Source organism: Vibrio sp. YT-16 (assembly GCF_033337405.1).
In the GTDB taxonomy this organism is placed as follows: domain Bacteria; phylum Pseudomonadota; class Gammaproteobacteria; order Enterobacterales; family Vibrionaceae; genus Vibrio; species Vibrio alginolyticus.
Genome location: NZ_JAWOQQ010000002.1, coordinates 372,788 through 399,422, shown reverse-complemented (window position 1 = coordinate 399,422; position 26,635 = coordinate 372,788). Strand labels below are relative to the sequence as shown.

Sequence of the window (26,635 nt, the reverse complement as noted above, 5' to 3'; positions counted from 1 at the left end):
TCTCTTTATCTCAATTTACTCATAAAAATCCGATGGCGGAGCGAACAAACGGCGGCAGCGTTGTTTCCATGATAAGTTTGGTCGAGTTACGTCATAAAACATGTCTTTCCATTCTGCAAACGTCACGCGGATGGGATTAAAGCTGTTTACAGGTTTAGAAACCCCATACCGAACCGTTTCCACCTCTGGTTCAAACGTTCCGAACATTCGATCCCAAATAATTAATACACCCGCATAATTTTTGTCGATGTACTGACGGTTCACACCATGATGAACGCGATGGTGAGACGGCGTGTTAAATACCCACTCTAGTGGCCCGAGCGAACGAATTGATTGGGTGTGAACAAAAAACTGTAAGCCCAGATTAAACAACACAACGAAGACAACCCATTTTGGCTCAAAACCAATAATCACCAAGGGCAACCAAAAAATCCACATCCCCGCTAGCGGATACATTAAACTTTGACGAAAGGCGGTACTGAAGTTCATTCTTTCCGAACTGTGATGAACAACGTGCGCGGCCCACATCCAACGAATACGATGGCTAGCCCGATGAAACCAGTAATAGAAAAAATCTTGCAGGACAACAAGTAAAAGAAAAGCTGAGACGCTCATTTCGATATCAAACAAACGCCAATCAAACCACCACAAATACAACTGAGCAATCAGTAAACCCGTGAGTATGTCTGTCGCTTGGTGTAAGCCCGCAAGAACAAAATTACACGCTACTTCAGGGAAGTAATACGTCGCGCTTTCAGGCAAGCGTCCTCTTCTTTGTCCGAACCAATATTCGGCAAGCATGCAGAAAAAGAAAACTGGAGCCAGAATCATCAGAAGTAATTCTGGGCGGTCCATCAACTGCGTCCAATCCATTGTGTTTCTACCATTTTGCATAGTGATCTTCAGTAAGACCCATAACTTCTTCTAACTGATGTTTGATGCCATTTCCATCGATAATATAGCCAGAGAAATAACCGATGTACTGACGAAAGTTACTTTTGAGAAGCCAAAAATTTTTCTTCTCTGAGCGTCGATTCAAAGGCGTGAACTGTAAGTTAACTCGTTTATCTTCAGACGTAATATGCCACTTTTGCCCTTCATCACTTCGTGAAAACTGAAACTTCACAGGTTGCAAAAAGTGACGCTGACCATTAATCCACAATACATTTTCGCAATAGCCAGTTTCATTAACGCCAGCTGCCAAGTTCAACCCCAGACGCCTGTCATCCTCAAAGCAATTGATACTCGCCCAGCGCCAACTTGTTTCTCGCCGCATGTACCCAGCGGAAAAATCGTAACCAGCAGCCACCTCTGAAAGATCTTGCTCTTTTCCTAATATGAACAAGTTACCGTCTACTGCTAACGCATTGTGCTTCTGAGTATATGTCCAACCCGCATAACCTGTTGGCGTACACAACATTAATGGCAAACTCATATTTTCTGGACGTAAATAGAGATCCGCATTGACTGACTCTGTCACAAAGTGGACGTGCCAAATACCATCCTTAATAGAAAACTGAACTCTTTTGTTAGCAAGATGGGCAAGACTGCACCAACTGGAAGGCTGAGTTTGATAACCTATATTAAAAGGTTTCAACCATTGTTGCTCAATCAACTTATTCTTTTTAATATCAAACAGGTAGCAAAAGCCGGATGCTAAATACCGTATATCAGCAATCGCTACTCCAATGACGTAATTAGGTGTGACCAAATTGACGAACTGAAACTGCTTATAATCGCGGTAACGGCGCCACTTAGATACCGGCTTATCCATCTCATCGAGGTAGGTAAATTTATCTAGCTGTAACGATGTTGGAATTCCATCAAGGTGGCCAAACGCTGGTAGGCCATTCTGCTGAATAAACGAGTTCAGAACCTTAAGCTCATCCATATAGTTGTCTTTTCACAAGTTATCACACACACAAACTTTAACATGACGTTAACATAAACAATTTGCGTAACTGCACAACAACATCGACTAAAGTGATTTCTGCTTGTTATATGTGAAACTGATCACTCAACCACCCGCTTACTTAGCTAGCCCTACCTATCTCAACCAACACAGCCTGGGTTAGAAGCTGCACATTCTCATCCGCAGGAAAGACCACTACAACCATTGAATCTTGGTCAAAATCACTATTTAATGGAAATACATTCATATAAACTGATTGCTTATTCACATCAAGGAAGAAATCTATGTCATACATACACGATACTATTGTTGCGTTGCAACACAGTAGCCCTGCGCAAAAAGAATTTTACCAAGCGGTAGAAGAAGTATTAACTTCTCTCGCGCCGGTAATAGAAGGCAATAATAAATATAAGGAACAAGCGATTATCCAGAGGATCGTCGAGCCAGAACGTCAAATCATGTTTCGAGTTCCTTGGGTTGATGATGCTGGAAATGTACAAGTAAACAAAGGTTATCGAGTTGAATTCAACTCTGCTTTGGGGCCGTACAAAGGAGGATTGAGATTCCATCACTCAGTCAATGCGAGCATCATAAAATTTCTCGGCTTTGAGCAAATTTTTAAAAACGCACTGACTGGCCTTCCTATCGGTGGCGGCAAAGGCGGTTCAAACTTCGATCCTAAAGGAAAATCCGACGGCGAGATCATGCGATTTTGCCAATCATTTATGAACGAGTTGTACCGTCACATCGGTCCTACCACCGATGTGCCCGCAGGCGATATCGGTGTCGGGGCGCGCGAAATTGGCTATATGTTTGGTCAATACAAACGATTGACGGGCCGCTACGAAGGTGTGCTTACAGGCAAGAGTCTGCTTTGGGGTGGCTCACTCGCCAGAAAAGAAGCGACAGGATATGGCGCCGTCTATTTTGCAGAGTGCATGCTCAACGACCGCAACGATTCATTGAAAGGGAAAACTTGTCTCGTTTCTGGTGCTGGCAACGTGGCTATCTACGCCATTGAAAAACTGTACCATATGGGAGCAACGCCAGTTACATGCAGCGACTCTCGAGGTACGATCTATCATGAGCACGGTATTGATCTTAAGCTCCTAAAACAACTGAAAGAAGTGAAAAGAGCAAGCTTAGAAGAATATTTAGAAACTTACCCTGAAGCAGAATACACACCAGAGGGCGACTATCCTAATGAAGGACATGCTGTTTGGCGATATCAGGCTGATGCTGCCTTCCCTTGTGCGACTCAAAATGAATTAACGTCAGACGACGCACTGGCTCTTATCGAAAACGGATGTATTTTGATTAGTGAAGGGGCGAACATGCCAACCACCCGTGATGCTGCCAATATTATCGTGGACTCGGACATAGCTTATGGGCCTGCAAAAGCAGCCAATGCAGGCGGCGTTGCAACCAGTCAACTTGAAATGGCGCAAAACGCCAGCATGCAAAACTGGACGTTTGAACAAGTGGATAGTCAGTTGCAAACCATCATGAAAAATATTTTCATCAATGCAAACGAAACCAGTAAAGAGTTTGGCCAACCTGGAAATTTAGTTTTAGGCGCCAACATTGCAGGCTTTAGAAAAGTCGCTGATGCAATGATTGAGCAAGGTGTCGTCTAGATGAACGAGCCAGCAGGATGACTGCTGGCTTAATATAACTCCGCAATAGGCCGCGCTTTTTGATAAAGAGCTCCACTTAATTCGCAATAAGCGTTGTCACTTCTGTTTTAACGGAGTTGGCGATAAAGCAATTCTCATGGGCCATGTGGTGCAGTTTTTCTAATTGAGATGGTGTCGGTTGTTTTTCACCTGAAAATGTTATCTTAGGGTTTAACGTTACCTTTGATACCCACTCTTTTCCGTTTTCGCCTTTTTCAAGCTCCCCTACCGCTTCATCGAAGTAACTGTCCACAACATAACGTCGCTTTGCTGCAATAGACAGGAAAACGAGCATATGACAACTAGAAAGTGCCGCGACAAACGCTTCTTCTGGATCAACGTTTTCTTCTACGGATAGTGGTAATGGTACTACGTGGGGAGATGGAGATGCTGGGACTTGCAACCCTCCATCAAATTGCCAAATGTGTGCCCGACTATACTTATTATCACTAAACTCTTCGCCAGCTTTACGATGCCATTTGATTAAAGCGGAATGCTTACTCATTCTAACTCCCTGATTTTCCGACGACGAATCAACACTATCCGTCCTTGCCACAGTAAACCACAACAAAATGAGTTAAGGAAAGCATCGCACTCACAGGGACTATAAAATCTGTTGAGGATCGGCATTGTTCTTCTGGATATCATCCAAAAGTCTATGAGACTGATGGATGTTGACCTGTAACCGATTGATCAGCATCTGCAACTGCTCAATCTCGGGACTTTGGTTGGCTTTAAGTTGAGTTTCCAGGGCCTCCGTTTGGCTCGCCAAAATAGGTAAACTTAGGTTCAGTGCCATCCCTTTCGTTTTGTGCAACGTCAGCTCTAATGAAGCAAAGTCTTCAGCCATAAAGTATTCAATAAGTTCATCAACAGAAGTCTCAAAATCGACAATAATGCTTTTTAGCAACTCGTCGAGCTCTTCTGGCTCATCTCGTAAAGAAGTAAACATGCCTGAACGGGAGAGTTCTTCCTCTGTTAACCTTAAGTTCTCGATTGGCTTACGTTGCAATTGAAGCACATTGCTGTCACTCGTTAGTGGCGGATTCTGTTTCGGTTCGAGTCTGGCGGCAAACTGTTTGAGAGCGTCTGAAAAGCTCTCATGCTGTAGCGGTTTCGTAAGCACATGGTCTGCTCCTGCTTCGATAAAGCTATCGTGAGCTTCACGAAATACGTCTGCCGTGTACGCAAAGAGTAATGTCTTGATACCTAACTCTTGTCGGATAACGCGTGTCGCCTCAACGCCATTCATCTCGGGCATATGGTTGTCCATCAAGATCAGGTCGTACTCGTTCTCTTTCGCCTTTTTAACCGCGATTAATCCATTTTCTGCAACATCCACTTCATGCCCAAGCTTTTCGCAAAACCCTTTTGCCACAATGGCATTCACACGGTTATCATCAGCAAGTAGTATCTTTAAATGGTGTGATTTTGCGCGAGGTTTCGGTGCTTCTTGCTGCTTTTTCGGAGCAGATTCTACCCAAGGAATCGGCAACTCAACGATAAATTGACTTCCAACGCCTTCTATACTCTTCAGAGTAATATGGCCACCCATCAAATCGGTTAGTTTTTTGACGATGGCTAACCCAAGCCCTGTTCCGCCGAACCTTCGAGTCGTTGATGAGTCTGCTTGCTCAAACGAGTTAAAAATATGCTCGTGCTTGTCTGGCGCAATACCAATACCGGTGTCGCTCACGCGCATGACCAACAACTGATTCGATTCATCTAACTCAGTTCTAACCAGCACATGCCCTTCATTGGTAAACTTCACCGCGTTACCGGCGAGATTAAACAAGATCTGTCGTAAACGCGCACAATCTCCAGTAAATTCAGTATATTCAGAAACCTCGTTTTCCAAGATTAACTCGATATTTTTTTCATCAACAAGTGGTTTTATTGCGCTACACACCGGAGAAAGCACTTGATCGAGCTTAAACTTAGCTTGCTCAAATTCCAGTTTGTTTTCTTCAACTTTAGAAAAATCCAAAATATCGTTGAGGATAGTCATCAGATGCTGGCCAGAATCAAGAATAACCCTAATATGCTCTTTCGTCGTCGGCTCTTTGGTCTCTTCTGCAATCATTTGAGAAAGCCCTAGTACGCCATTCATCGGCGTCCTTAGTTCGTGACTCATTGCAGCGAGAAAATTTGATTTCGCTTTTGCCGCTCGCTCGGCTTTGTTTCTCGCCTCTTCAATTTCAAGATTCAACTGTTTTAAGTTATGCATTCGGTGATGTGACTGATAAACAAACGCGCTAACTAGAAACATCACCGCGATAAATACAAACAACCACGTAAAACGCGCCTCACTTTGAGCAATATTGAGTAACCGATGCTCTGAGCTTTCGACAAACTCAATATAAGTGTGATCAAGCAGTTCATTCGTCAGCAATTCAATTCTTTTATCACTCGTTTGAAGCCGTTTAAGGAAGTTTGCTTCCTTTTCACTCTCAACTTCAGTTTGTGTTAGAAGCAACTGGTTGAGAAATTCAAAATAACGGCTGCCACCCAATGATTGACCGCTCTCGGTAGAAACATCTTGCTGATATAAATTGAACAACATGAGTAATGCATACCGATTTTCTACCTGAACACCAATTAACATATCAAGCTTCAACGTTGTTTGAAGCACTCGCTCCTTAAACTGTTCAAGCGTATCCCTAACTTTTATACGATTGGGTGTCACGGGAAACCAAACTGATGCCTTTGATGATTCCAACAGTGCCTGTGCTGCGATTTCTATCTCTACTAAAGATGTTGTTAACTCATAGTTTTTCCTATCTTCAACGGCATATCGGTTCACGATAACATCACGCTCTTCAATCAATTCATGTCCGATATTCATTAGCTCTGCATGAAATTCTTGAGCGTTTTTTGAATTCATATACGACATATACGCCAGTGTGCAGCACGTCAGTATCCCAATAAAAAAGCAAAAGTTGATCAGTTTGAATTTATTCATTTTCCAACACCTCTAAAATTATGGGTCTAGGTGCTGTCAACGACTGCAAGAATGCTTCAATGTCCGCGACATTCTCATCGTTCATCGTTATACCGAGCTGGGTTTTAGCCATGATTTGTATCGCGTCGGATAACTTATCGACTTGCCCATTATGAAAATAAGGACTCGTTAGCGCGACATTGCGTAAACTGGCTACTCTAAAATAGAATCGCTCTTCATCTTCTATCGTAACGAGTTGCCGGCCCGAGTCCTCTACTACTGGCTTATCCTTGAAATAGGCGAACCTTTGGATCATCGCTCCGCCGATATTTTTGCCCTGATGACACTGCACACAACCTGAAGTCTGAAATGTTTTCCAACCTCTGATTTGCTGTTCACTCAGTACATGCGTGTAACCCAATAAGTAAGCATCGAATGGTGCGCCAGGCGTCTGCAGCCCTTCAACAAACTCCACAATAGCGGACTTGATATTATGAACGTTAATCGGCAATTCATCGTCACGACTAAATAGCGCTTGATAATGTTCACTCTCTTTTACATATTGCTCTATTGTTTGCCAGTTTGAGTCCATTTCCATTGGATTATGGATTGGACCATCAATCTGAGCCATCAAGGTGTTTTCCGTTCCATCCCATAAAAAACGATAATTTAACGCCGCATTAAACACTGTTATAGAATTTCTAATTCCATCACCTTTCACCCCCGTAGAGACTGGTGTATTTTCAGCGCCATTGGTTTGCAGATTGTGGCATGTCGCGCAGCTGACATTACCATTTGACGATAATTGAGGATCGCGGAAGAGATGCCAGCCAATTCTCGCTAGCTTAATATCCACATTAGGATCACCCTGTATGGGCTGAACTAGGGAGATATCACCTAACATCTTCGCGTTTCTTGCGGTTGTTGTTTGGCTCAAAATGAGTGTTACAACAGCTAGTGCGATTGCGCTGAATTGCCTCATCAACTACATACCTTAAACTTGTCATTGATATGAATTTAGTTGCACTTTGGCGTTTTTTCCACCGACAGGAAGTTGAAAAAACGAGTTAAGTATTGCTTTGTTTAAGGCTTTGGTTGAAGAGGGAGTAATAAGGCGAATAGGAAGAAACCTATCGCCTTATGAGTAGCTAACGTATTGAAATCTGAGTTTAGTGTAGAAAAGCCAAAAACCGTTGAAACCAAGTCACCTCTCCATACGAGATCAGATCGAAAATAGTAAAGAATACGGCACAGATAACGGCCAACTTAATCAAACGCTGAACAATAAACATAAACATCACAATTACCAATAATTTGCTTTAGTTTACTATCTCACACAGCGTTTATATATAAAAATGTAGTCTCCTAATTAGCCTCGGGAACTTATTCATTAGAACCTATACTCAAGCATCTCTAAGTTATTTGGATATACTTGAATTAGGATTTCAAAAAGTCCCTGTGACCACACAAGGAGGACTGCATGAAACGACTATGGATATGGTTCTTACCTTTACTCTTGATGGCCAGTCAAGCACTGGCGAATACCGTTTGGATTGTTCCTGTCAAAGGTGCTATAGGGCCTGCTACTAGCGACTATTTATCTCGTGAAATAGAAGAAGCTCAACTAAACGGTGTCAGTTTAGTGATCTTAGAGATGGACACACCAGGCGGCTTAGATAGCGCAATGCGAGATATTATTCACGCGATTACCACCTCCTCGACTCCCATTGCGACTTGGGTCGGCCCATCTGGTTCTAGAGCCGCCAGTGCCGGAACATACATCTTGCTCGCTAGTCACGTAGCCGCCATGGCTGAAGCGACAAACCTCGGAGCTGCAACGCCCGTCGCGTTAGGTGGTGCGCCTCAACCTCCTTCATCGGATGATGGCAAAGATCAAAACGCGGAAGAAACGCCAGAAGGAACCAACGAAAGCTCAGAAAAAGTTCCCGCTAAAACCGCAATGGAGAAAAAGGTAATTAACGACGCCAAAGCCTACATTAAAGGCTTAGCAAAACTTCATGGACGAAATGCAGAATGGGCAGAGAAAGCAGTAAGCGAGGCGGCGAGCTTGGATGCAACAGAAGCATTAGAATTAAACGTGATCGATTACATCGCCAATTCGCCAGAGGACTTAGTCAAAGCCATAGATGGGCAAACTGTTAAAGTAAACAATCGCACTGTGACATTGTCACTTGAAAATCCAACATGGGTTGAAAGAACGCCAGATTGGCGAGCAGAAATGTTAGCCGTTATCACCAATCCAAACGTTGCCTACATTCTAATGCTCATCGGCATCTACGGTTTACTTCTTGAATTTTACAACCCAGGAATTGGCTTACCCGGTGTGCTAGGTGGGATTTGTCTGCTTCTTGCCATGTACGCACTACAAATGATGCCTGTCAACTACGCAGGTCTTGGTCTGCTGTTACTCGGTATTGCACTAATGATAGCGGAAGCATTCAGTCCGAGCTTTGGTATTTTGGGGTTAGGCGGCGTTGTCGCCTTTGTACTCGGTTCGATATTTCTCATGGACAGTGAGTTACCAGGGTTCCAGATCGCCCTTCCTTTGATTTTTGGTATTGCCATATTTTCCGTAGCTCTAATCGTGCTGACCGTCGGCCTGCTGCTCAAAATTCGCCGCCGGCGTGTAACGACGGGTTTAGAGACTTACCCTGGGAAGGTCGCTGTGGTAAGCGATGACTTTATCGATGGCGAAGGACGCGTTCAACTCAACGGTGCGTTATGGCGAGCTAAAGCCAAAGACCATCAACAATTCAAACAAGGTGATCACGTCACCATTGTTAATGTTAAAGGGCTGACCTTAACTGTGATGCCTGATGACCGCCAAAATAAATAGGAGGCGCTTTATGATGCTCTATACCGTTGCGGTGATCGTGGTGCTGCTGTTCGCACTAGCGACCCAAATGTTCAAGGTTTTGAGAGAATACGAACGTGGGGTTGTGTTCTTTCTTGGTCGATTTCAAGAAGTCAAAGGACCTGGTTTGATCATCCTTATCCCATTTATTCAGCAAATGGTGAGGGTTGATTTACGTACTGTCGTTTTGGATGTGCCGACACAAGATTTAATTACCAAAGATAACGTTTCTGTGCGCGTCAACGCGGTCGTTTATTTTCGCGTAGTCGATCCTCAAATGGCGATTAACAATATTGAAAGCTACAGCGATGCTACCAGCCAGCTAGCACAAACCACGCTGCGCTCGGTATTGGGTCAGCATGAACTCGATGAATTGCTATCAGAGCGAGAACGCCTCAATAAGGATTTACAATCCATTCTCGATCAACAGACTGATGACTGGGGAATCAAGATTGCTACGGTTGAAGTCAAACATGTTGATTTAAATGACAGCATGGTCAGAGCCCTAGCCCGTCAGGCAGAAGCAGAACGTAACCGTAGGGCGAAGATCATTCACGCTACTGGTGAGTTAGAGGCTTCAAATAAATTAAAAGAAGCAGCGCAAATGCTCAACGAAGCACCGAATGCACTGCAATTACGTTACATGCAGACACTCACTGAAATCACTACAGACAAAACATCCACTATTATTTTTCCAATGCCGATCAATCTTGTCGAAGCTGTCAGTGATATCGCCGAAGCGGTGAAAAAGAATAAAGAGACACAAGATAAGTAAGGTTCTGACCCTAGGAAGTAACGACCACTCACGTTACTTCCTTATTTGGTACTCGCTTTAAGGAAGTGCCCATCTTCTTTATCACATTCTTGTTTCATTACTTCTAAGCCCGTTTTAAAGCATGTTCGCCAAGCGGTTTCAACATCGGCATCGTACCCAGAATCACACTGTCGAACCGTTTCTAACAAACTCTCAAGCCAAACATCAAAATCCTGCGGCTCTATACCAATATCTGCACTTGCATGCTTTTTCCCATACTTTTCCACCATTTTGTGCGCTTCGGTCGAGGTATCTGCCATCATAAAAAATACGATAGACCCTCTAAGCATTCTCACTTGTTGGTGCATGTCTATACCGTCAAACTTCTGTCTAAAGTTGGCACTTTTCGACCATAAATTTTTGTAGAACAAGTCGAAAAACTCCTGATCTGAAGTACAACGTTCATAGCTATCATTAAAAACTTCAATCACGTTCATGTTGCTTTCCCCTACGCCTTAATATGAGTTTAATTTAATATCAAATAAAAGCTTCCAAATAAGGACTTTTAAGTTTCAAACCGATCAACCCACATCGATTTTCAACAAAAAGTAAAAAGTGATTTAAATAAACACCCTCTTATCAATGAAAAAATATCCATTATCATGACCCCATATTCGAGGTACGCATGGTTGTCGATGCTAGTGCATCCTCATCTGTCATCACATAAAGAGGATATAAACGTGTCCCATCAAATCATTACCGATCTAAATAGCCGTTACACTGCAAAAAAATATGATGAAACCAAGCGCGTTTCTCAAGAAGACATGGCGATAATCAAAGAAGCACTGCGCTTGTCAGCGTCTTCTATCAACTCACAACCATGGAAATTCATCGTTATTGAAAGTGATGAAGCGAAGCAACGTTTCCACAATACGTTTGCAAATATGCATCAGTTTAACCAACCACACGCGAAAGCCGCATCACATACGATTCTGTTTGCTTACGATCCTAAATTTACTAAAGAGAAATTTGCGAAGCGTGTGGATGCAGAAGTAACATCTGGCCACTTGCCAGCGGAGATGTACAACAACTTTATGGGTGCTTACGCTTTTGCCGATGCAAATACGGACGAAAATGGCTTCAACGGAAACTGGACAAAAGCACAAGTCTATTTGGCACTAGGCAACCTACTACACACATTGGCACGACTAGGCATTGATTCAACACCGATGGAAGGTGTCGATCCGGCTCTGATTGGAGAAGAGTTTAAAGAAGAGCTTGAGGGCCATATTTGTGAAGTTGCGCTGGCGATTGGCTACCATAAAGATGGGGAAGATTACAATCATGGTCTTCCAAAAGCACGCCTTGCAATGGATGAGGTAATTACGACTCTATAGTCGACCATTGTCTTAGCTTAGCGACTTAACTCATTGTTTAAACTAAAAAGAGCCGCATTAATGTGCGGCTCTTTTTTACTTGGTTCTGCGTCAACGTTACGCAACTTGCTCTGACTTAAAATTACCAAGCAATGCATCGTAAAGCTCATTGTCGCTTAACACACCAACCAGCTTATTATCTTCAACCATAAGCAGAGGCTGATTGCTGCGCTGTTTAAGTTCAATCGCTTCTCGCATACTGATTTCTGGGCTAACCTGAACCAGAGAGTTTTCATTAACTTCATCAAGGTTCGAAGAATCGCTCTTCCATTGAATCAACGATTTACCTTTATCCGCTAAACTTAACCCCTTGCTCTCTTGTATCACCCAAATATCTTTATCAGGGCAAATCAGAACACGCGTATCTTCGCGAACCAAATCGTCACGCATTAAGGAACGTCCCTTCAGCACATTTAATGGATTAGTGTGAGCAACAAAGTCCGCCACATAATCGTTTTCTGGAGCAAGAATGATCTGTTCTGGCTTGCCATGTTGAATCAGCTTTCCTGATTCCATAATGGCGATGTTGTTGCCGATTTTAAGCGCCTCATCCAAGTCGTGACTCACAAAAAGAATGGTTTTGTTTAGCTTTTCTTGCAGCAGAATCAATTCATCTTGAAGCTGAGCACGAATCAATGGGTCAAGCGCTGAAAACGGCTCATCCATTAACAAGATATCTGTGTCCATCGCGAACGCTCGCGCTAGGCCAACACGCTGCTGCATACCACCAGAGAGCTCGTGCGGGAATTTCGTTTCCCACTCAGACAAACCGACCATTTCGAGCTGTTCACGCGCTTTTTTACGGCGCTCAGCTTTACCAATGCCTTGCATCTCTAGACCAAACGCTACATTGTCTAACACCGTTAACCATGGCATCAATGCAAACTTCTGAAACACCATGGACACGCGGTGCGTACGAAGGTGGCGCAGCTTCTGTTCGTCACAGTTAGAGAGCTCAACCATATCGTCGCCATCTTTGATTTTCAGAGAGCCACGAGAGATATCGTTCAATCCGTTAACCGTTCGCAGCAAACTTGATTTACCCGAGCCCGAAAGCCCCATCAAGACACAGATCTCACCCTGTTTCACGTTCAGCGAAACATTATCAACCCCAACCACTTGGCCAGTTTCATCAATGATTTCTTGTCGAGACTTCCCTTGATCTAGTAGTGCTAGCGCCTGTGCTTGTTGCTGACCAAAAACGACATCAAGATTTTTAATAGTAATAGCGTCCATGATTATGCCTCCTTCTGGTTTGGTGCTTTACACAAGCGATCAAGAATGATGGCAACGAGTACAATCGCTAAACCCGCTTCAAAACCTTGTGAAATGTTTACCGTATTCAGTGCACGTACGACTGGCTTACCAAGCCCATCAGCACCAACAAGCGCCGCAATGACAACCATAGACAAAGACAACATAATACATTGCGTAACACCGGCCATAATACTTGGTAATGCCGCAGGCAACTCCACCTTAAACAGCAACTTCATGCGGCTGGCACCAAATGCTTTACCCGCTTCAAGTAGCTCCTCCGGAACTTTAATAATGCCGAGGTACGTCAATCGAATTGGCGCAGCGATAGCGAAAATGATGGTCGAGATTAGACCAGGGACAATACCTAAGCCAAACAGAACCAAGGTTGGAATTAGGTAAACGAATGTCGGTACGGTCTGCATCAAATCGAGTATTGGCCGCAACAAGGTGTATAACCAAGGACGGTGCGCCGCCATAATGCCCAACGGCACGCCAATTAATACGGAAATCGTTGTCGCTGCAAACACAAGGACAAAGGTTTCCAGCATTTCTTGCCAGTAACCAAGGTTGAGAATTGCGAGTAAGGCCAACACGATAAATACGACAAGAGGAATGCTGCGATGTAAGAACCAAGCAATTGCCGCCGTCATAATGATTGGCGCTGCAGGTGGCATCCATTTAAAAATGTCCACCACGAAAAGAATGATCGTTTCAAGTGTAATAGAGATTGCATCGAAAAAACCCGATGCATTGATGGTTAACCAATCGACGCCAGTTTCCATCCATTGGCCCAACGGTAGTTTGTTGTCCGTAATAAAATTCAAAATAAAACCTTTGTGTTAATGAAGCGGGCAAAACTCTGCCCACTTTCTTTTAAAAAAACGAGCTCAAATACTGCTTATTAAGCGTTTGTTTTTAAGTAGTTTGTAATAGCTGTTAGCGCATCTTGGCCATCCACCGTTTTCACGCCCTCTAGCCACGCTTCAATTTGCTCTTGGTTTGCATTCAACCATGCTTGCGCTGCTTTTGATGGCTTCTGTTTCTGGTTAAGAATCGCTTCCATCAGTTCATTTTCCATTTCTAGGTTAAACTCTAGATTTTTCACTAGCTGACCTACATTTGGACACTCAGCGAGGTAATTTTTACGTACGTTTGTGTAGACGTTCGCGCCGCCGTAGTTAGGACCGAAGAAGTCATCACCACCCGCTAGATATTCCATTTCAACGTTACTATTCATTGGGTGCGGCGCCCAACCTAGGTACACAATCCATTGATTGCGGCGTGCGGCACGTGATACTTGAGACACCATGCCAGCTTCACTGGACTCAACTAGGCTGAAATCTTTTAGGCCGAATGCGTTACTATCAATCATTGACTGAATTAAGCGGTTGCCATCGTTTCCAGGTTCAATGCCGTAAATGCGGTCTTTAAATTTGTCGGCATGTTTTACTAGGTCAGCGAAGTTGGTTACGCCTGCGTCATAAACGTATTTTGGAACCGCTAGCGTGTACTTTGCGCCAACGAGGTTCGCGCGTACGGTTTCAACAGTACCTGCATCACGGTATTTCGCGATATCACCTTCCATCGTTGGCATCCAGTTACCTAAGAAAATGTCGATATCACCATTAGCCATAGAGGAGTAAGTTACAGGCACAGACAGAAGATCGGTCTTCGTTTTGTACCCCAACCCTTTAAGTAACTCTGATGTAACGGCAGTGGTCGCTGTGATGTCAGTCCAACCTACATCTGCGAAACGAACCGTTTCACATTGGTTGGCGTAAGCGCCTGTTGCTAAAGTACTTAGTGCAATTGTTGAGAAGATTTTTGTCATCTTAGACATGTTGAATTCCTTGTAATGATTACTGACTTTTTCATTTTATGAGATCGAATCGAGATCTCTTTTTGGCGGATGCATTCGTTGCATCTCTTGCCAGTCCGGTGCAATCCAAACTGGTACGTTGTTCGACGTTTCTAGGGCGTTATCCAAAATCATATCCGCGGCGCGTTCTGCCACCATAATCGTTGGCGCATTTAAATTACCGTTCGGAATGGTTGGGAAAATAGAAGAGTCCACCACACGCAAACCTTGAATACCGCGTACTTGGCATTGCTCATTTAAGACGGCTAATGGGTCATTATCTGCGCCCATTTTGCAGGTACAAGATGGATGGTAAGCACTCTCGACGTTTTGCTTCACCCATTCATCAATCTGTTCATCCGTTGTGATGTTCAGACCGGGTTGGATCTCGTCCCCACGAAACTCATCCATGGCTGGCTGATTGAGGATCTCGCGAGTAAGGCGAATACAATCACGCCAATCCTGCTTATCTTGTTCAGTGGAAATGTAGTTAAACTCAATCTTCGGCTTATCATTCGGATTCGCAGAGACAACTTCGACCGACCCGCGACTTTCTGGCTTGTTAGGTCCAACGTGCACTTGGAAACCATGACCATCAAAAGCAGCTTGCCCGTCATAACGCATTGCCGCTGGCAAGAAGTGATATTGAATATTTGGCCACTTTAGCCCTTCTCGAGAGCGGATAAATGCACACGATTCAAAGTGGTTAGTCGCACCAAGGCCTTTGCGAGTTAATATCCACTCAGTGCCAATCAAGCCCTTGCTCACCAAACCTAATTTGCTGTTGAGCGTGATAGGTTGTTTACAGTGATATTGGAAGTACACTTCTAAGTGATCTTGCAGGTTTTTACCTACCCCCTCCAACGAGTGTTTCACCTCAATGCCCGCTTTTTCTAATACTGCCTTAGGGCCAATGCCTGAAAGCTGCAACAGCTGAACGGAGCCAACCGAACCCGCACTCGAAATCACTTCATTATTCGCAAAACATTGCTGAATTGAACCTGACTTTTCAAATTCAACGCCTACCGCTTTCTTGCCTTCTGCACCAGTTTCTTCTAATAAAACTCGATGAACCGTCACCCTCTTCATTAGGGTGAAGTTTTTGCGTTTTTTAGCGCGGCTTAAGTATGCATTAGAGGTCGAAGCGCGTACGCCTTTGTCGACGGTCATATGCATTGGGCCAAAGCCCTCTTGCTGATAACCGTTGTAATCTTTTGTTTCTGGGTAGCCCGCTTCTTTGCCTGCATCAATAAAAGCTTGGTACAGTGGATTGAGCTTCATATCGTTGCCGTTACATGTGCCGACTGGACCGTGATCGCCCCGATATTCATCAGCACCACCAATCCAAGACTCTGCTTTACGGAAATAAGGCAAACACGACTGATAATTCCAGCCTTTCGCGCCTTCCTCTTCCCACTGGTCAAAGTCACAAGCGTGTCCGCGAACGTAAACCATGCCGTTGATAGATGAGCTACCGCCCAGAACTTTTCCGCGAGGGCAATGAAGTTGGCGACCATCCAACCCTTGCTCTTCAACCGTCTCAAACTGCCACGCGTATTTTTCAGTGTTCATCGGGTAAGAAAGCGCTGTTGGCATTTGGATAAAAATACTTTTATCCGACCCACCCGCTTCGAGTAATAGGACCGAATTTTGACCACTTTCACTTAAGCGATCCGCTAACACACAGCCGGCCGAACCCGCACCGACGATGATGTAATCGTAGTGTTGTTGCATTTTTATTCTCCTAGGAGTTAATACTCATCACCGTAGATAAGTGAACGAAATTAGCGTAGGAAAAATGCTTGAGAACAAGGCGGAAATTTTGATAAGTAGTTAACCTACAATCAAAATTGACAACGTAGTTATCGAGCATTTTAACAAGCTAAAGTGGTCAGTTATCTACTATGAGTAGTATCATTTGTAAGGGCTTTCGAAGTCGCTTAGCTGAACCAGAACACTCTTCGTTTGTGTGTAATGTTTAAGGGTTTCGACTCCGTTTTCACGGCCAACACCTGATTGCTTGTAGCCGCCAACTGGCATTTCCGCAGGTGAGTCACCCCATGTGTTCACCCAACAAATACCCGCTTGAATTTGATGGATCACACGGTGCGCACGAGATAGGTTTTGAGTAAATACACCTGCCGCTAAGCCATAATCGGTGCCATTTGCACGCGCAATCACTTCCGACTCATCGCGGAATTTCAGAACTGACATTACCGGGCCAAAGATTTCTTGTTGAACGTGGTTCATGTCATCATCGCAATCGACAAATACGGTTGGAGCAACAAAGTTACCATTAGCTAGGCCATTGTCTGTTACTTTGTAGCCGCCAGTGAGTAACGTCGCGCCACTCGCTTTCGCGGCTTCAATCGCTCCTAGAACTTTCGATTCATGATCTTTAGAGATTAGCGCGCCAATTTGCGTGTTCTCATCAAGCGGATCGCCGACGACTAACAACTCGGTTCGGGCTTTAAGCTGTGCGATAAAGTCGTCATAAATACCTTCATGGACAAATACACGTGTACCGTGCGTACAAACCTCACCTTGGGTGTAGAAGTTCGCCACCATGGCCGCAGAAACGGCATCGTTTAACTTCGCATCATCAAAAATAATCAGTGGAGACTTACCACCAAGCTCCATAGTTACTTGTTTTAGTGTCTTAGCGCTGTCACTCATGACGACTTTACCGGTGCCTGACTCACCCGTGAATGACACTTTTGCGATATCAGGATGCGCCGTTAGCATCTGTCCTACTCGGTAATCCCCTTGCACGACATTAAATACGCCATCTGGCATGCCCGCTTCTGAATAAATTTCGGCGAGCTTAAGCGCCGTTAATGGTGTTTCTTCTGATGGCTTGAAGATCATTGCGTTGCCCGCAGCCAGTGCTGGCGCCGATTTCCACATCGCAATTTGAATTGGATAATTCCAAGCGCCAATACCCGCGCAAATGCCCAATGGCTCACGACGTGTATAGAAAAACTGATCGTCGCTGAGTGGCTGCTGTTCACCTTGTAGACTTGGAGCAAGGCCAGCGTAGTACTCAAGAACATCGGCACCTGTTGTTATATCAACTGCGATAGCTTCTTGAATGGGCTTACCAGTATCTGCCACTTCCAATGCAGCCAGCTCGTCATTACGCTCACGTAAAATGGCAACGGCTTTGTGTAAAATACGGCTGCGCTCAATCGCAGTCATCGCCGACCATGCAGCAAAACCTTTCTTTGCCGATTCAATCGCTGCTTGAAGATCGTCTTGGTTCGCTTGTTTAATGTTGGCCAATGGCTCACCATTCGCCGGATTGTAAGTGGTGAAGTGTTCATCTGAACACCCGTCGTACATCGCACCATTGATATAGTGTGCTTTCATTTCCATTTTGAAGACCTGTAACTTTTATATTTTTTCAGAATAAAACGTAAGTTGTTTTTCGAGATAATCGTTGATGATGATTCTCGCTCTTTCTGCATCAATGCCTTGCGGGTTGAGCGTTCCGCGCAGCCAAATTCCATCAATAAGTGATGCAATACCATGAGCAACCAATTCAGCCTGCTCTGCATTTAATAATGCTTTGAGTTCTTTTCTTAGGTGGGACAATAGACGTCGTTCGTTGACACGCTGTAAACGCTTGAGCTGCTCGTCATGCATTGAGTACGACCAAAACGCCAGCCAAGTCTTAGCAACTTGGTTTTCTGCCTGATAGCCGACAAAGTTACCGTCAATGATTGCATTAATTCTTTGGTGATGAGCATCACTTGGCAGCTCACGTAACTTCTGTGTGATAGTGGACGAAAGCTGACGCAAGATTTCTCGCATCGTTTCCTCCAGCAATCCGTGCTTACCACCGAAATAGTGGTTGATAATCCCCGTTGATACACCGGCTTCTTTGCTGATTAACGAAATACTCGCCGCGTGTAAACCGACTCTATCAATCACTGACATTGTCGCTTTCACAAGCTGCGGTTTTCTGATTTCAGGCATCCCCACCTTTGGCATTTTGCGTCCCTGTTATTTTTAATTGAACGGTTAGTTAAATATAAAATGCCTGAAAATTAATTCGAACTCAAATTATTTTTAAAGAAAAATGTTAGTAAAAAAGGATGAAAAGTTGAGGGTGTACGAAAAATCGCTCGGTAAGAACTTGTCGGGATAACTAGATTTTAGTTTAAGAACAAACAAACAAGAAAAACAAAATCAAATACTTAACTCTTACTCTATTTTTAAAACGATTATGAACGAGTTGATTTTTGAACAACAAAAATCTGTGCCACAAAAAAATTATATCGACCACTAATCATTTCACCTGTACACGGTTTATTTGTACAAAGAATAGACACACTAGTTTGTTATAGTTTTGTAGACACAAGTGGCATTCGCACTTTGAAGGTGAAGAAGGCAAAGAGAGAGGTTATATTGAACGCCATGAATATGCGATTCGATATCCTTAAGCCATTTTTAAGTAATATCGCCAAGTGACTTTAAGATGTTAGATTCAGCGTTTTATATTCGAAGCAAGGATCTCAAAGTCACTTGGCTATCAAAGTAAATGGGACGGATAAGTTCAGATTCATCGTGCGATGAGCCTGAACTCTTGATTTCTGTTACGCTAGCGAGCGACCTTTCACGCAGTTGCGTCCGTTCGCTTTCGCTTGATAAAGCAATTTATCGGCCTGATCGCAAAGTGATTTAAAACTCATCTCATTATCTTCAGTGGTAACGACTCCAAAACTACAGGTCACTCTCACTTCTTCTTTCTGTTCCGTAACAAAGCCATGTAGGGATAAAGCGCTACGTAAACGTTCTGCAGTAATAAGGGCGTTTTTATGGTCTGTATTGGGCATAACAACAACAAACTCTTCCCCACCAAAGCGAGCAACAATGTCGTTCTCACGTACAGTTTCCTCCAACACTTTGGCAACGCCCGTTAGTACGGTATCTCCAAACACATGCCCATAGGTATCATTTACCTGCTTGAAATAATCCACATCGATTAACGCTAAAGTTACTGGCCCCGATTGTGGTTTATTTGGCACCATTTTCTGTTTATCGAGTTTGCTATCTACCCATTTATTTAAAGCTAGATAACCGTACTTAACTTGCTCGACTTGCTCAAAAACAAAGTGTTGTATCTTTTCTTGCTTAGATTGAGGTACCGGTTTCTCTTTTCGCTCACGCCTCACTTCTACTGGCTTAGTGAACCAGTCCTCTAAAAAACGGCGATTGAACAACCCTGTCAATGTGTCTGTCTTTGCGAGGCGACGCATTCTCAAACGCGAGCGATTGACGACGAGAAATACTACCGCCATCAAAAATAGAACACCGATGAGCGCAAGTAGCGCTTCACCCAATAAGTAAAAAGTACGACGGTTATTTTCTAGCTCCATACGCTGCAACACATTGTTCCAGTTGAGATCTTCGTTCTCATATTCAAGTCGTTCCAATTCAAATAACGTCTGCTGGCGCTCAAGATTTTCAACTTCTCTTTGATTACTAAATTGGATAAATTTATCGTGATAGTTACCGTAAGTTTCGAATGCTAGTTTAAAGTCATTGCTCCCCGCATAGGCCATAGCGGCGACTTTTAGTAGCTCCATTTGCTGTTGCTTGACGTATCGACTCTCTATAATCTCCGGCAGCATTGGCGCGATCATCGCTAAAAGTATTTCAAATTGCTGCTGCTCTAACATATATTCGGCTTGTAACAACTTAAATGTTGCCAAATACGCGCTAGACGTTTCTCTGTACTGTAAATTCTCCGCCAGCTTCAAGTGGTTAACCATCTTCTTTTCTTGATTCGTCTCGCGATATAAAGCTGCAAGTTCAAGGTTAACTCGAAATCTAAAGCGTCCATCACCGATAATTTGAGCCAGCTTTAACGCTCGCTGATATGACGCTATCGCCTCTTCGTATTGGAACTGTGCTTTATGAAGTTTCGCTATCGTCAAAACGCTCAACAACTCATTGAACGACATACGCCTATCCCTAAAATAGCGATATGCTTGTTCCAAAAGCGCCTCAGATCGGTCGTAACCCTGAATTTTGACAAGTACGTCACCTAGCTCTAGTGCTGCACGTTCGACCAGCCCGTGAACACCTGAAGATTCAGCCACATCCATGGACGACATAAGTGCAGCATAGGATTTTTTAAACTCACCTTGCTCATCGTAATAGCGTCCTTTTAGCAACAGGATTTCTGATTCAAGTTGCTTATCACCATTCTCACGCGATGTTTCCAACAAGCTATCCAACGCAGAAAGCGCGGTATCGATATCGCTCTTTCCAACCATAGTTCGCATCTGAATCAACTTAAACAGGAGATACTCATGGCTCTGTGGACGCACAAGCTCCAATCCTTTTTGAACGACACTCTGACTCTCTTCTACGCGCCCTAGCAGCTCTAAAACCGTGGCCTTGGCAAGCCAGTAACGCACCAACAGCGCTGTTGGTTGGTTTTGTAGTAAAGACTCTTCTTCTAACGCTTCAATCAAAGCTAAAGAACTCTGAGGTAATGCGTAAATTTGATTTTCGATGCCTTCTAACGACTGTAAAAACTTACCTTCCTGTTCCACCTTTTCTGTGGAGGCCTGAACAGAAAAACACAGACACCCCAATAATAGCGGCATCGTCCTAAGCGAATGAAATAGTGACATTATTGCTCTTCCCTAATGGGTAGTTACTTCAGTGTAATTGAGAATTCTGATTATTTATTATTAAGACAACTGAAGGTTATTCAGTCAGCCTCATATTCCCATGTATTTTGCGCTGAATAATAAATCACCATCTTTAGATGCCGAAATAGTTTTCGGTTACAATATGACCAATAAGAGTGTTTTTTACACACCAAGAATGACGATCTCGTTAGTGAGACAAAAGATCGTCTTAGTTGTGAGTTGATACATTTACATGACAAGCAATATAGAACTAACCATTCACATTAGAAATAGAATCAATTTTTATACCGTTCGATGAGATAGCAGTCGACGATGCATCCAATACATTTTTCAGATAGAAGCAATAAAAGAAAGGAGAAAATGGAAGGAAGCGGACAATCAAACTCGCTCCCCTTTTTTATGTTGCAGAAGGGGTTACATTCGCATTCCGCCATCGACTTCGAACACTCTTCCGGTCACGAATTCGTTGGTTAACACGTATTTTATGGTCGATGAAATTTCATCCGCCAAACCTAAACGTCCAACCGGAATCATTCCGATTAAACGTTCCATCGCTTCAGGTTTTATTTGGTCTGTCATGGCAGTTTTGATGACACCCGGAGCAATCGCCACTGAGCGAATTCCGAAACGCCCTAACTCTTTCGCCCACACCGTTGCCATGGTGGCTACCGCCGCTTTAGATGCTGAATAGTTGGTTTGACCAATATTCCCGGCACGCGCAACGCTGGATATGTTGATCAGAACCCCTTTGCTATCGGTGTTCAGCATTACCTTGCTCGCTTCACGGCCACACAGGAAAGTGCCTGTTACATTCACATCTAGAACAGACTGAAATTGTTCCAGCGACATCGTGTTAACCTGACCATCTTTGACTTTAATGAACATACCATCACGCATAATACCTGCGTTATTGATAACGCCATTGAGCTGCTTGAAATCTGCCTCAATTTGCTCAAAAGCAGTGCACACCTGCTGTTCGTCAGTCACGTTCGTCACATAAAAACGAGCGGTAACGCCGAGAGATTCACATTCCGCTTTCGTTTCAGCCAGTTGATCTGAATTGAGGTCGATAAGCGCAAGATGAACGCCATTTTCCGCCAGTGACAGTGCCATTTGTTTACCCAGCCCCTGCCCTGCCCCCGTGATCGCAATGACCTTATTTGCTAACTCCATAAGCGCTCCTTAGGCCTGATTTTGCTTTTGGTAGAACTCAAACAAGCTTGAAAAATCTTTTTGCCCGTTGCCCTGACCGTTGTGAAAATTAAACAGATTACGAGCCAAGCTGCCCATTGGCGTTGATGTTTGACTGGCAACCGCCGCTTCCATCGCAAGACCCAGATCTTTAGCCATTAACTGGCTCATAAAGCCGCCTTGATAACCATTGCTTGCAGGCGTATTTTCCATCACACTTGGACAAGGGTTATAAAGCTCTAGCGCCCAGTTACGTCCTGAACTTTGCAACATGATGTCGGAAAGCACTTTGGGATCGAGTCCGTTTTCCATCCCTAAATTGAGTGCTTCACAGGTGCCGCTCATCAAAATGCCCAACATCATGTTATTGCAGATCTTCGCCACCTGACCAGCTCCAGCATCACCAGCATGGAAGATGTTTTTACCCATGTGGCTAAGCACCGCTTTGGCTTGAACAAAGTTCTCTTGTGAGCCGCCAACAATGAAAGTTAACGTACCTGCTGCTGCGCCCGCAACGCCACCAGATACTGGTGCATCAACAAAACTGATACCAAGTTGCGATGCTTTTTCGCCAACCAAACGAGCAGTCGTAGGATCGATGGTGGATGAATCAATCAGCAAGGTGCCTGATTCGACGCTATCTAAGATGCCATCTTGACCAAGATAAACGCTTTGAACGTGTTGGCTCGCTGGCAGCATAGTGACAACCACCTCCACACCTTGTACTGACTGCTGAACGGAATCGGCACTTGAAGCGCCCAATGCGGTCAACTCCTCAACTGCGCTTAGGTTCAAATCAAATACTTCGACATTCAAGCCCGCTTTGAGTAGATTCTTAGCCATAGGCGCACCCATGTTACCAAGGCCAATAAATGCAATTTTGTCCATATCGTATTTCTTCCTTGTACTAAAGTGCCGCTATAGCTACCGACGATGCGGTCAGTGGGTATTCTGCTGAGTCAATTGGCGAGAAGAAGCGCTCCAAAACTTGTGGCGTTACGTCAGAAACCGTGCGATGTTGCCAAGTCGGTTGATTGGTTTTATCAATAATCAGCGCACGAACCCCTTCTCTAAAATCACCTTCTAAGCCACAACGTAGTGTTAGGTTAAATTCCATATCAAAACACGCTTTCAAAGAGAGTTTTTGATACTGCGTTAACTGCTGATAAGTGATACTGAGCGACAACGGACTGCCATAGTTCAGTGCTTTTTGCGCATTGACGAACCACTTGCTATCAACGTTAGCACGGCTGATTGCATCAACAATTGACGCTAAGTCACCCGAACATAACTGCTCAATCAATTCCGCATAGGGCATCAACATCCCTTCGGTTGGCTCGTCCACGTGTACCGAACGCAGCGTAGTGGCGATTTTTTCGTTGATGTTCGCTTCACCTTTCCAACTTACCGATGCAAGCAGATCCAGCAGCACTTGCTTGTTTTCTGGCTGTGCAATCCATTGGCTTAACCCCAACGCTTTCATATCTGTTGCGTTAATTTGGCAAGCTGTCAAACTCAGGAAAAGTGCCAAATGTTTTGGCAACTGGTTTAGGAAGTACGTCGCGCCTACATCTGGGTAAAGGCCAATTTTAATCTCTGGCATTGCAAAGCGTGTGGTGGTTTCTGCTACGCGATGGCTGGCACCCATAAACAGGCCAACTCCCCCGCCCATCAAATAACCATGTCCCCACGCGATGATCGGTTTTGGATAAGTATGAATAAGATGGTCACAGCGATATTCGAGGTCAAAGAAGGTTTCCATCGCTGAAAACGCAGAATCAAAGTCTTGCTCTTTGTTTTCAAGTGCACGGTAGATCGCTTGAATATCACCACCAGCACAAAACGCTTTTTCACCTTGAGCATGCAAGAATACCGCGATGACGCTGTCGTCCGTTTGCCATTCATTAAGCTGTTTGTACAACTTCTCAATCATCACGTAACTCAACGCGTTGAGAGCTGCTGGGTTATCAAGCTCTAGCACACCAATAACAGAGCCATCAGCGCACTCAAGTTTTGAAACATTTACTGTACCTGTCATTTGGCCTCCGCTAGCTGTTTGTCCATTGTGGCTTGCGCTTTTGCAAAAACGCATTCACACCCTCAGTCTGATCTTGTGTATTGAACAGCTGCAAAAACAGTTCACGCTCCAAAACCAATCCAGCTGCATGAGTTTGGCTGCGTCGACCTTGAATTAGCGTTTTGCACGCAGACACAGATTTCGGTGATTGACCTGCAACACGCTGTGCTAGCTCCATAGCCGCTTCGAGTGCTTGACCTTTCGCCACCACCTCTTCGACTAACCCAATTTTTTCCGCTCGCTCGGCCGTCACACGCTCGCCACACAGGATCATACGCTTCGCCCAACCTTCACCTACCAACGCGGTCAGGTTTTGCGTCCCTCCCGCACACGGCAACAAACCTACCGATGCTTCAGGAAGTGCCATTTGTACTTGTTCTTCTGCGATACGAATGTCACACGCCATCGCCACTTCCAGACCGCCGCCCATCGCGTAACCATTAATCGCTGCGATAGAAACCCCATCGAATGCAGAAAGCGCTTCAAACGCTTCACCAAATGCGAACGCCATGTTTGCTGCTTGTGATTTATCACCCGATGCAAAGTTATTAAGATCTGCTCCAGCAGAAAAGAATTTCTCGCCTTCGCCTGTTAAAACCAACGCATAAATAGAGCGATCATTACTAAGTTCAATTGCCAACTCTTTTAGCTGATTCAAAGACTCAAGCGTCCAAGTGTTCGCTGGCGGATTACTAATCGTGAGCTTGGCAATATGCGCTTCGCGCTCTAATTTGATTTGTGCCGTCATAATCTTTCAGTCCTTTTTAATTTCTTTAGGTAAGGCTGTGTCTCGCTGACTAAAGCAGCTCAACGCCTTCCGTTAGTAATCGTCTTGCGACGATCAGACGCATGATTTCGTTGGTACCTTCAAGGATTTGGTGAACACGAACGTCTCGGAAATGGCGCTCGACTGGATATTCTTTGATGTAGCCATAGCCACCGTGAATTTGCAGCGCCTGATCGCAGACTTTAAAGCCCACATCAGTAGCAAAGCGTTTTGCCATGGCACAGTACGCACTTTTTTCTGCGTGCTGGGCATCGAGTTTAGCGGCAGCGAGTCGCACCATTTGACGCGCAGCGACCAGCTCAGTCGCCATATCAGCAAGCTTGAACTGCAACGCTTGAAATTGCGCCAGTGAACGGCCGAACTGTTTGCGTTCGTTCATGTATTGCTTGGCTTCGTTCAGTGCTTGTTGCGCAGTACCGACGGAACAAGTAGCGATATTGATTCGACCACCATCAAGGCCAAGCATGGCGAACTTAAAGCCTTCTCCCTCTTCACCCAACAGATAGTCAGCCGGAATACGAACATTTTCGAAGGTAATCATGCGAGTTGGCTGGCAGTTCCAACCCATTTTGGCTTCTTTTTTACCGTAGCTAATGCCTTCGCAATCAGCAGGAACAACGAATGCAGAAACGCCACCCGCTCCTTCGCCGCACGAACGCGCCATCACGACAAGAACGTCCGTATCACCCGCACCAGAGATAAACACTTTTGCGCCATTCAGGACAAACTCATCGCCGTCACGCACTGCACTGGTCGTCAGTGAAGCGGCGTCAGAGCCTGCATTAGGTTCGGTTAAACAGTAGGAAGCGAGCTTTTCACCCGAAATTAGATCCGCGCTAAACTGCTGCGCCACTTCGGCTTTGGCAAAGCTGGTGATCATCCACGTCGCCATGTTGTGAATGGTCATAAACGCAGTAGTCGCGGTACAACCCATAGCCAACTGCTCGAAAATGATCGCCGCATCCAAACGAGATAACCCCAAGCCACCATGCTCTGGCGGCGTATAGATGCTCAGAAAACCAAGTTCACCAGCTTGACGCAGTACATCTTTAGGGAAATGATGGTTTTCATCCCACTCGGCCGCATGAGGCGCTAACATTTGGTCTGCAAACTGCTTTGCTACTTCGGCAAACGCGAGTTGATCTTCGTTTAATTCAAAATCCATCTTGAAGTCCTAAGTTCTAATTCGTTGCATTTGTATCC

At 44.5% G+C, this 26,635-nt stretch carries 22 protein-coding genes; 4 read left to right on the top strand and 18 right to left on the bottom strand.

Going from position 1 to position 26,635, the window contains the following annotated elements; all coding sequences use genetic code 11:
- Positions 1–15: 15 nt before the first annotated feature.
- Both R7F07_RS05090 and R7F07_RS05085 read right to left on the bottom strand, forming a co-directional pair.
- A complete protein-coding gene (locus R7F07_RS05090) occupies positions 16–873 on the bottom strand; it encodes a sterol desaturase family protein (RefSeq protein ID WP_005373167.1) in 858 nt (285 codons plus the stop codon).
- 7 nt (positions 874–880) lie between these two features.
- Entirely contained in the window at positions 881–1,891 is a 1,011-nt protein-coding gene (locus R7F07_RS05085; protein ID WP_171343170.1) for a DUF2804 domain-containing protein, read from the bottom strand.
- A gap of 305 nt (positions 1,892–2,196) precedes the next feature.
- Between R7F07_RS05085 and gdhA the strand changes: the two genes are divergently transcribed.
- The gene (gene gdhA / locus R7F07_RS05080; RefSeq protein ID WP_005373174.1) at positions 2,197–3,549 is read left to right on the top strand and encodes an NADP-specific glutamate dehydrogenase; all 1,353 of its coding nucleotides are present in this window, start codon (positions 2,197–2,199) and stop codon (positions 3,547–3,549) included.
- Positions 3,550–3,625: 76 nt separating this feature from the next.
- Here the strand turns inward: gdhA and R7F07_RS05075 are convergent, their stop codons facing one another.
- The 3 genes from R7F07_RS05075 to R7F07_RS05065 all read right to left on the bottom strand — a co-directional run bounded on the left by R7F07_RS05075 (position 3,626) and on the right by R7F07_RS05065 (position 7,511).
- Positions 3,626–4,093, bottom strand: a complete 468-nt coding sequence (locus R7F07_RS05075) for an OsmC family protein (RefSeq protein WP_017820322.1) — start codon at positions 4,091–4,093, stop codon at positions 3,626–3,628.
- A gap of 99 nt (positions 4,094–4,192) precedes the next feature.
- Positions 4,193–6,550, bottom strand: coding sequence for an ATP-binding protein (locus tag R7F07_RS05070; protein WP_171343169.1), 2,358 nt, complete (start codon positions 6,548–6,550; stop codon positions 4,193–4,195).
- A complete protein-coding gene (locus tag R7F07_RS05065) occupies positions 6,543–7,511 on the bottom strand; it encodes a cytochrome-c peroxidase (protein WP_005373180.1) in 969 nt (322 codons plus the stop codon). Before R7F07_RS05065 ends, R7F07_RS05070 begins: the two co-directional genes overlap by 8 nt.
- Positions 7,512–8,009: 498 nt before the next feature.
- Here R7F07_RS05065 and R7F07_RS05060 point away from each other — a divergent pair, with 498 nt between their 5' ends.
- Both R7F07_RS05060 and R7F07_RS05055 read left to right on the top strand, forming a co-directional pair.
- Entirely contained in the window at positions 8,010–9,386 is a 1,377-nt protein-coding gene (locus tag R7F07_RS05060) for an NfeD family protein (RefSeq protein WP_047101372.1), read from the top strand.
- A 10-nt stretch (positions 9,387–9,396) separates the two neighbouring features.
- Complete coding sequence (locus R7F07_RS05055) at positions 9,397–10,179, top strand: slipin family protein (RefSeq protein WP_005373196.1); 783 nt, start codon at positions 9,397–9,399, stop codon at positions 10,177–10,179.
- A gap of 41 nt (positions 10,180–10,220) precedes the next feature.
- Here the strand turns inward: R7F07_RS05055 and R7F07_RS05050 are convergent, their stop codons facing one another.
- Positions 10,221–10,655: a globin gene (locus tag R7F07_RS05050; RefSeq protein ID WP_005373198.1), complete on the bottom strand. Its 435-nt coding sequence runs from the start codon at positions 10,653–10,655 to the stop codon at positions 10,221–10,223.
- A gap of 243 nt (positions 10,656–10,898) precedes the next feature.
- Here R7F07_RS05050 and R7F07_RS05045 point away from each other — a divergent pair, with 243 nt between their 5' ends.
- On the top strand, positions 10,899–11,555 hold the full coding sequence (locus R7F07_RS05045) for a nitroreductase family protein (RefSeq protein WP_005373200.1): 657 nt from the start codon (positions 10,899–10,901) through the stop codon (positions 11,553–11,555).
- A gap of 96 nt (positions 11,556–11,651) precedes the next feature.
- On the opposite strand, the gene choV is transcribed toward R7F07_RS05045, so the two are convergent.
- The 12 genes from choV to R7F07_RS04985 all read right to left on the bottom strand — a co-directional run bounded on the left by choV (position 11,652) and on the right by R7F07_RS04985 (position 26,597).
- A complete protein-coding gene (choV, locus tag R7F07_RS05040) occupies positions 11,652–12,830 on the bottom strand; it encodes a choline ABC transporter ATP-binding protein (protein WP_017633664.1) in 1,179 nt (392 codons plus the stop codon).
- Between the two features lie 2 nt (positions 12,831–12,832).
- Positions 12,833–13,675: a choline ABC transporter permease subunit gene (gene choW / locus R7F07_RS05035; protein ID WP_005392552.1), complete on the bottom strand. Its 843-nt coding sequence runs from the start codon at positions 13,673–13,675 to the stop codon at positions 12,833–12,835.
- A gap of 77 nt (positions 13,676–13,752) precedes the next feature.
- Complete coding sequence (locus R7F07_RS05030) at positions 13,753–14,691, bottom strand: choline ABC transporter substrate-binding protein (protein ID WP_005382646.1); 939 nt, start codon at positions 14,689–14,691, stop codon at positions 13,753–13,755.
- A 36-nt stretch (positions 14,692–14,727) separates the two neighbouring features.
- Positions 14,728–16,443 carry a choline dehydrogenase gene (gene betA, locus R7F07_RS05025; RefSeq protein ID WP_258495801.1) on the bottom strand — a complete coding sequence of 572 codons (1,716 nt, stop codon included), beginning with the start codon at positions 16,441–16,443 and terminating at the stop codon, positions 14,728–14,730.
- 180 nt (positions 16,444–16,623) lie between these two features.
- A complete protein-coding gene (gene betB / locus R7F07_RS05020) occupies positions 16,624–18,084 on the bottom strand; it encodes a betaine-aldehyde dehydrogenase (protein ID WP_033906452.1) in 1,461 nt (486 codons plus the stop codon).
- 18 nt (positions 18,085–18,102) lie between these two features.
- Positions 18,103–18,702, bottom strand: coding sequence for a transcriptional regulator BetI (gene betI, locus R7F07_RS05015; protein ID WP_017820329.1), 600 nt, complete (start codon positions 18,700–18,702; stop codon positions 18,103–18,105).
- Positions 18,703–19,307: 605 nt separating this feature from the next.
- Positions 19,308–21,329, bottom strand: a complete 2,022-nt coding sequence (locus R7F07_RS05010; RefSeq protein ID WP_031812775.1) for a tetratricopeptide repeat-containing diguanylate cyclase — start codon at positions 21,327–21,329, stop codon at positions 19,308–19,310.
- A gap of 462 nt (positions 21,330–21,791) precedes the next feature.
- Positions 21,792–22,550 (bottom strand): SDR family oxidoreductase, encoded by a 759-nt coding sequence (locus R7F07_RS05005; protein WP_005373217.1) that lies wholly within the window; start codon positions 22,548–22,550, stop codon positions 21,792–21,794.
- 9 nt (positions 22,551–22,559) lie between these two features.
- Positions 22,560–23,456, bottom strand: coding sequence for a 3-hydroxyisobutyrate dehydrogenase (mmsB, locus tag R7F07_RS05000; RefSeq protein WP_171343167.1), 897 nt, complete (start codon positions 23,454–23,456; stop codon positions 22,560–22,562).
- Positions 23,457–23,475: 19 nt separating this feature from the next.
- Positions 23,476–24,606: an enoyl-CoA hydratase/isomerase family protein gene (locus R7F07_RS04995; RefSeq protein WP_171343166.1), complete on the bottom strand. Its 1,131-nt coding sequence runs from the start codon at positions 24,604–24,606 to the stop codon at positions 23,476–23,478.
- Between the two features lie 10 nt (positions 24,607–24,616).
- A complete protein-coding gene (locus R7F07_RS04990) occupies positions 24,617–25,393 on the bottom strand; it encodes an enoyl-CoA hydratase (RefSeq protein ID WP_017633670.1) in 777 nt (258 codons plus the stop codon).
- A gap of 49 nt (positions 25,394–25,442) precedes the next feature.
- Positions 25,443–26,597 carry an acyl-CoA dehydrogenase family protein gene (locus R7F07_RS04985; protein WP_005373226.1) on the bottom strand — a complete coding sequence of 385 codons (1,155 nt, stop codon included), beginning with the start codon at positions 26,595–26,597 and terminating at the stop codon, positions 25,443–25,445.
- Between the last annotated feature and the right edge of the window lie 38 nt (positions 26,598–26,635).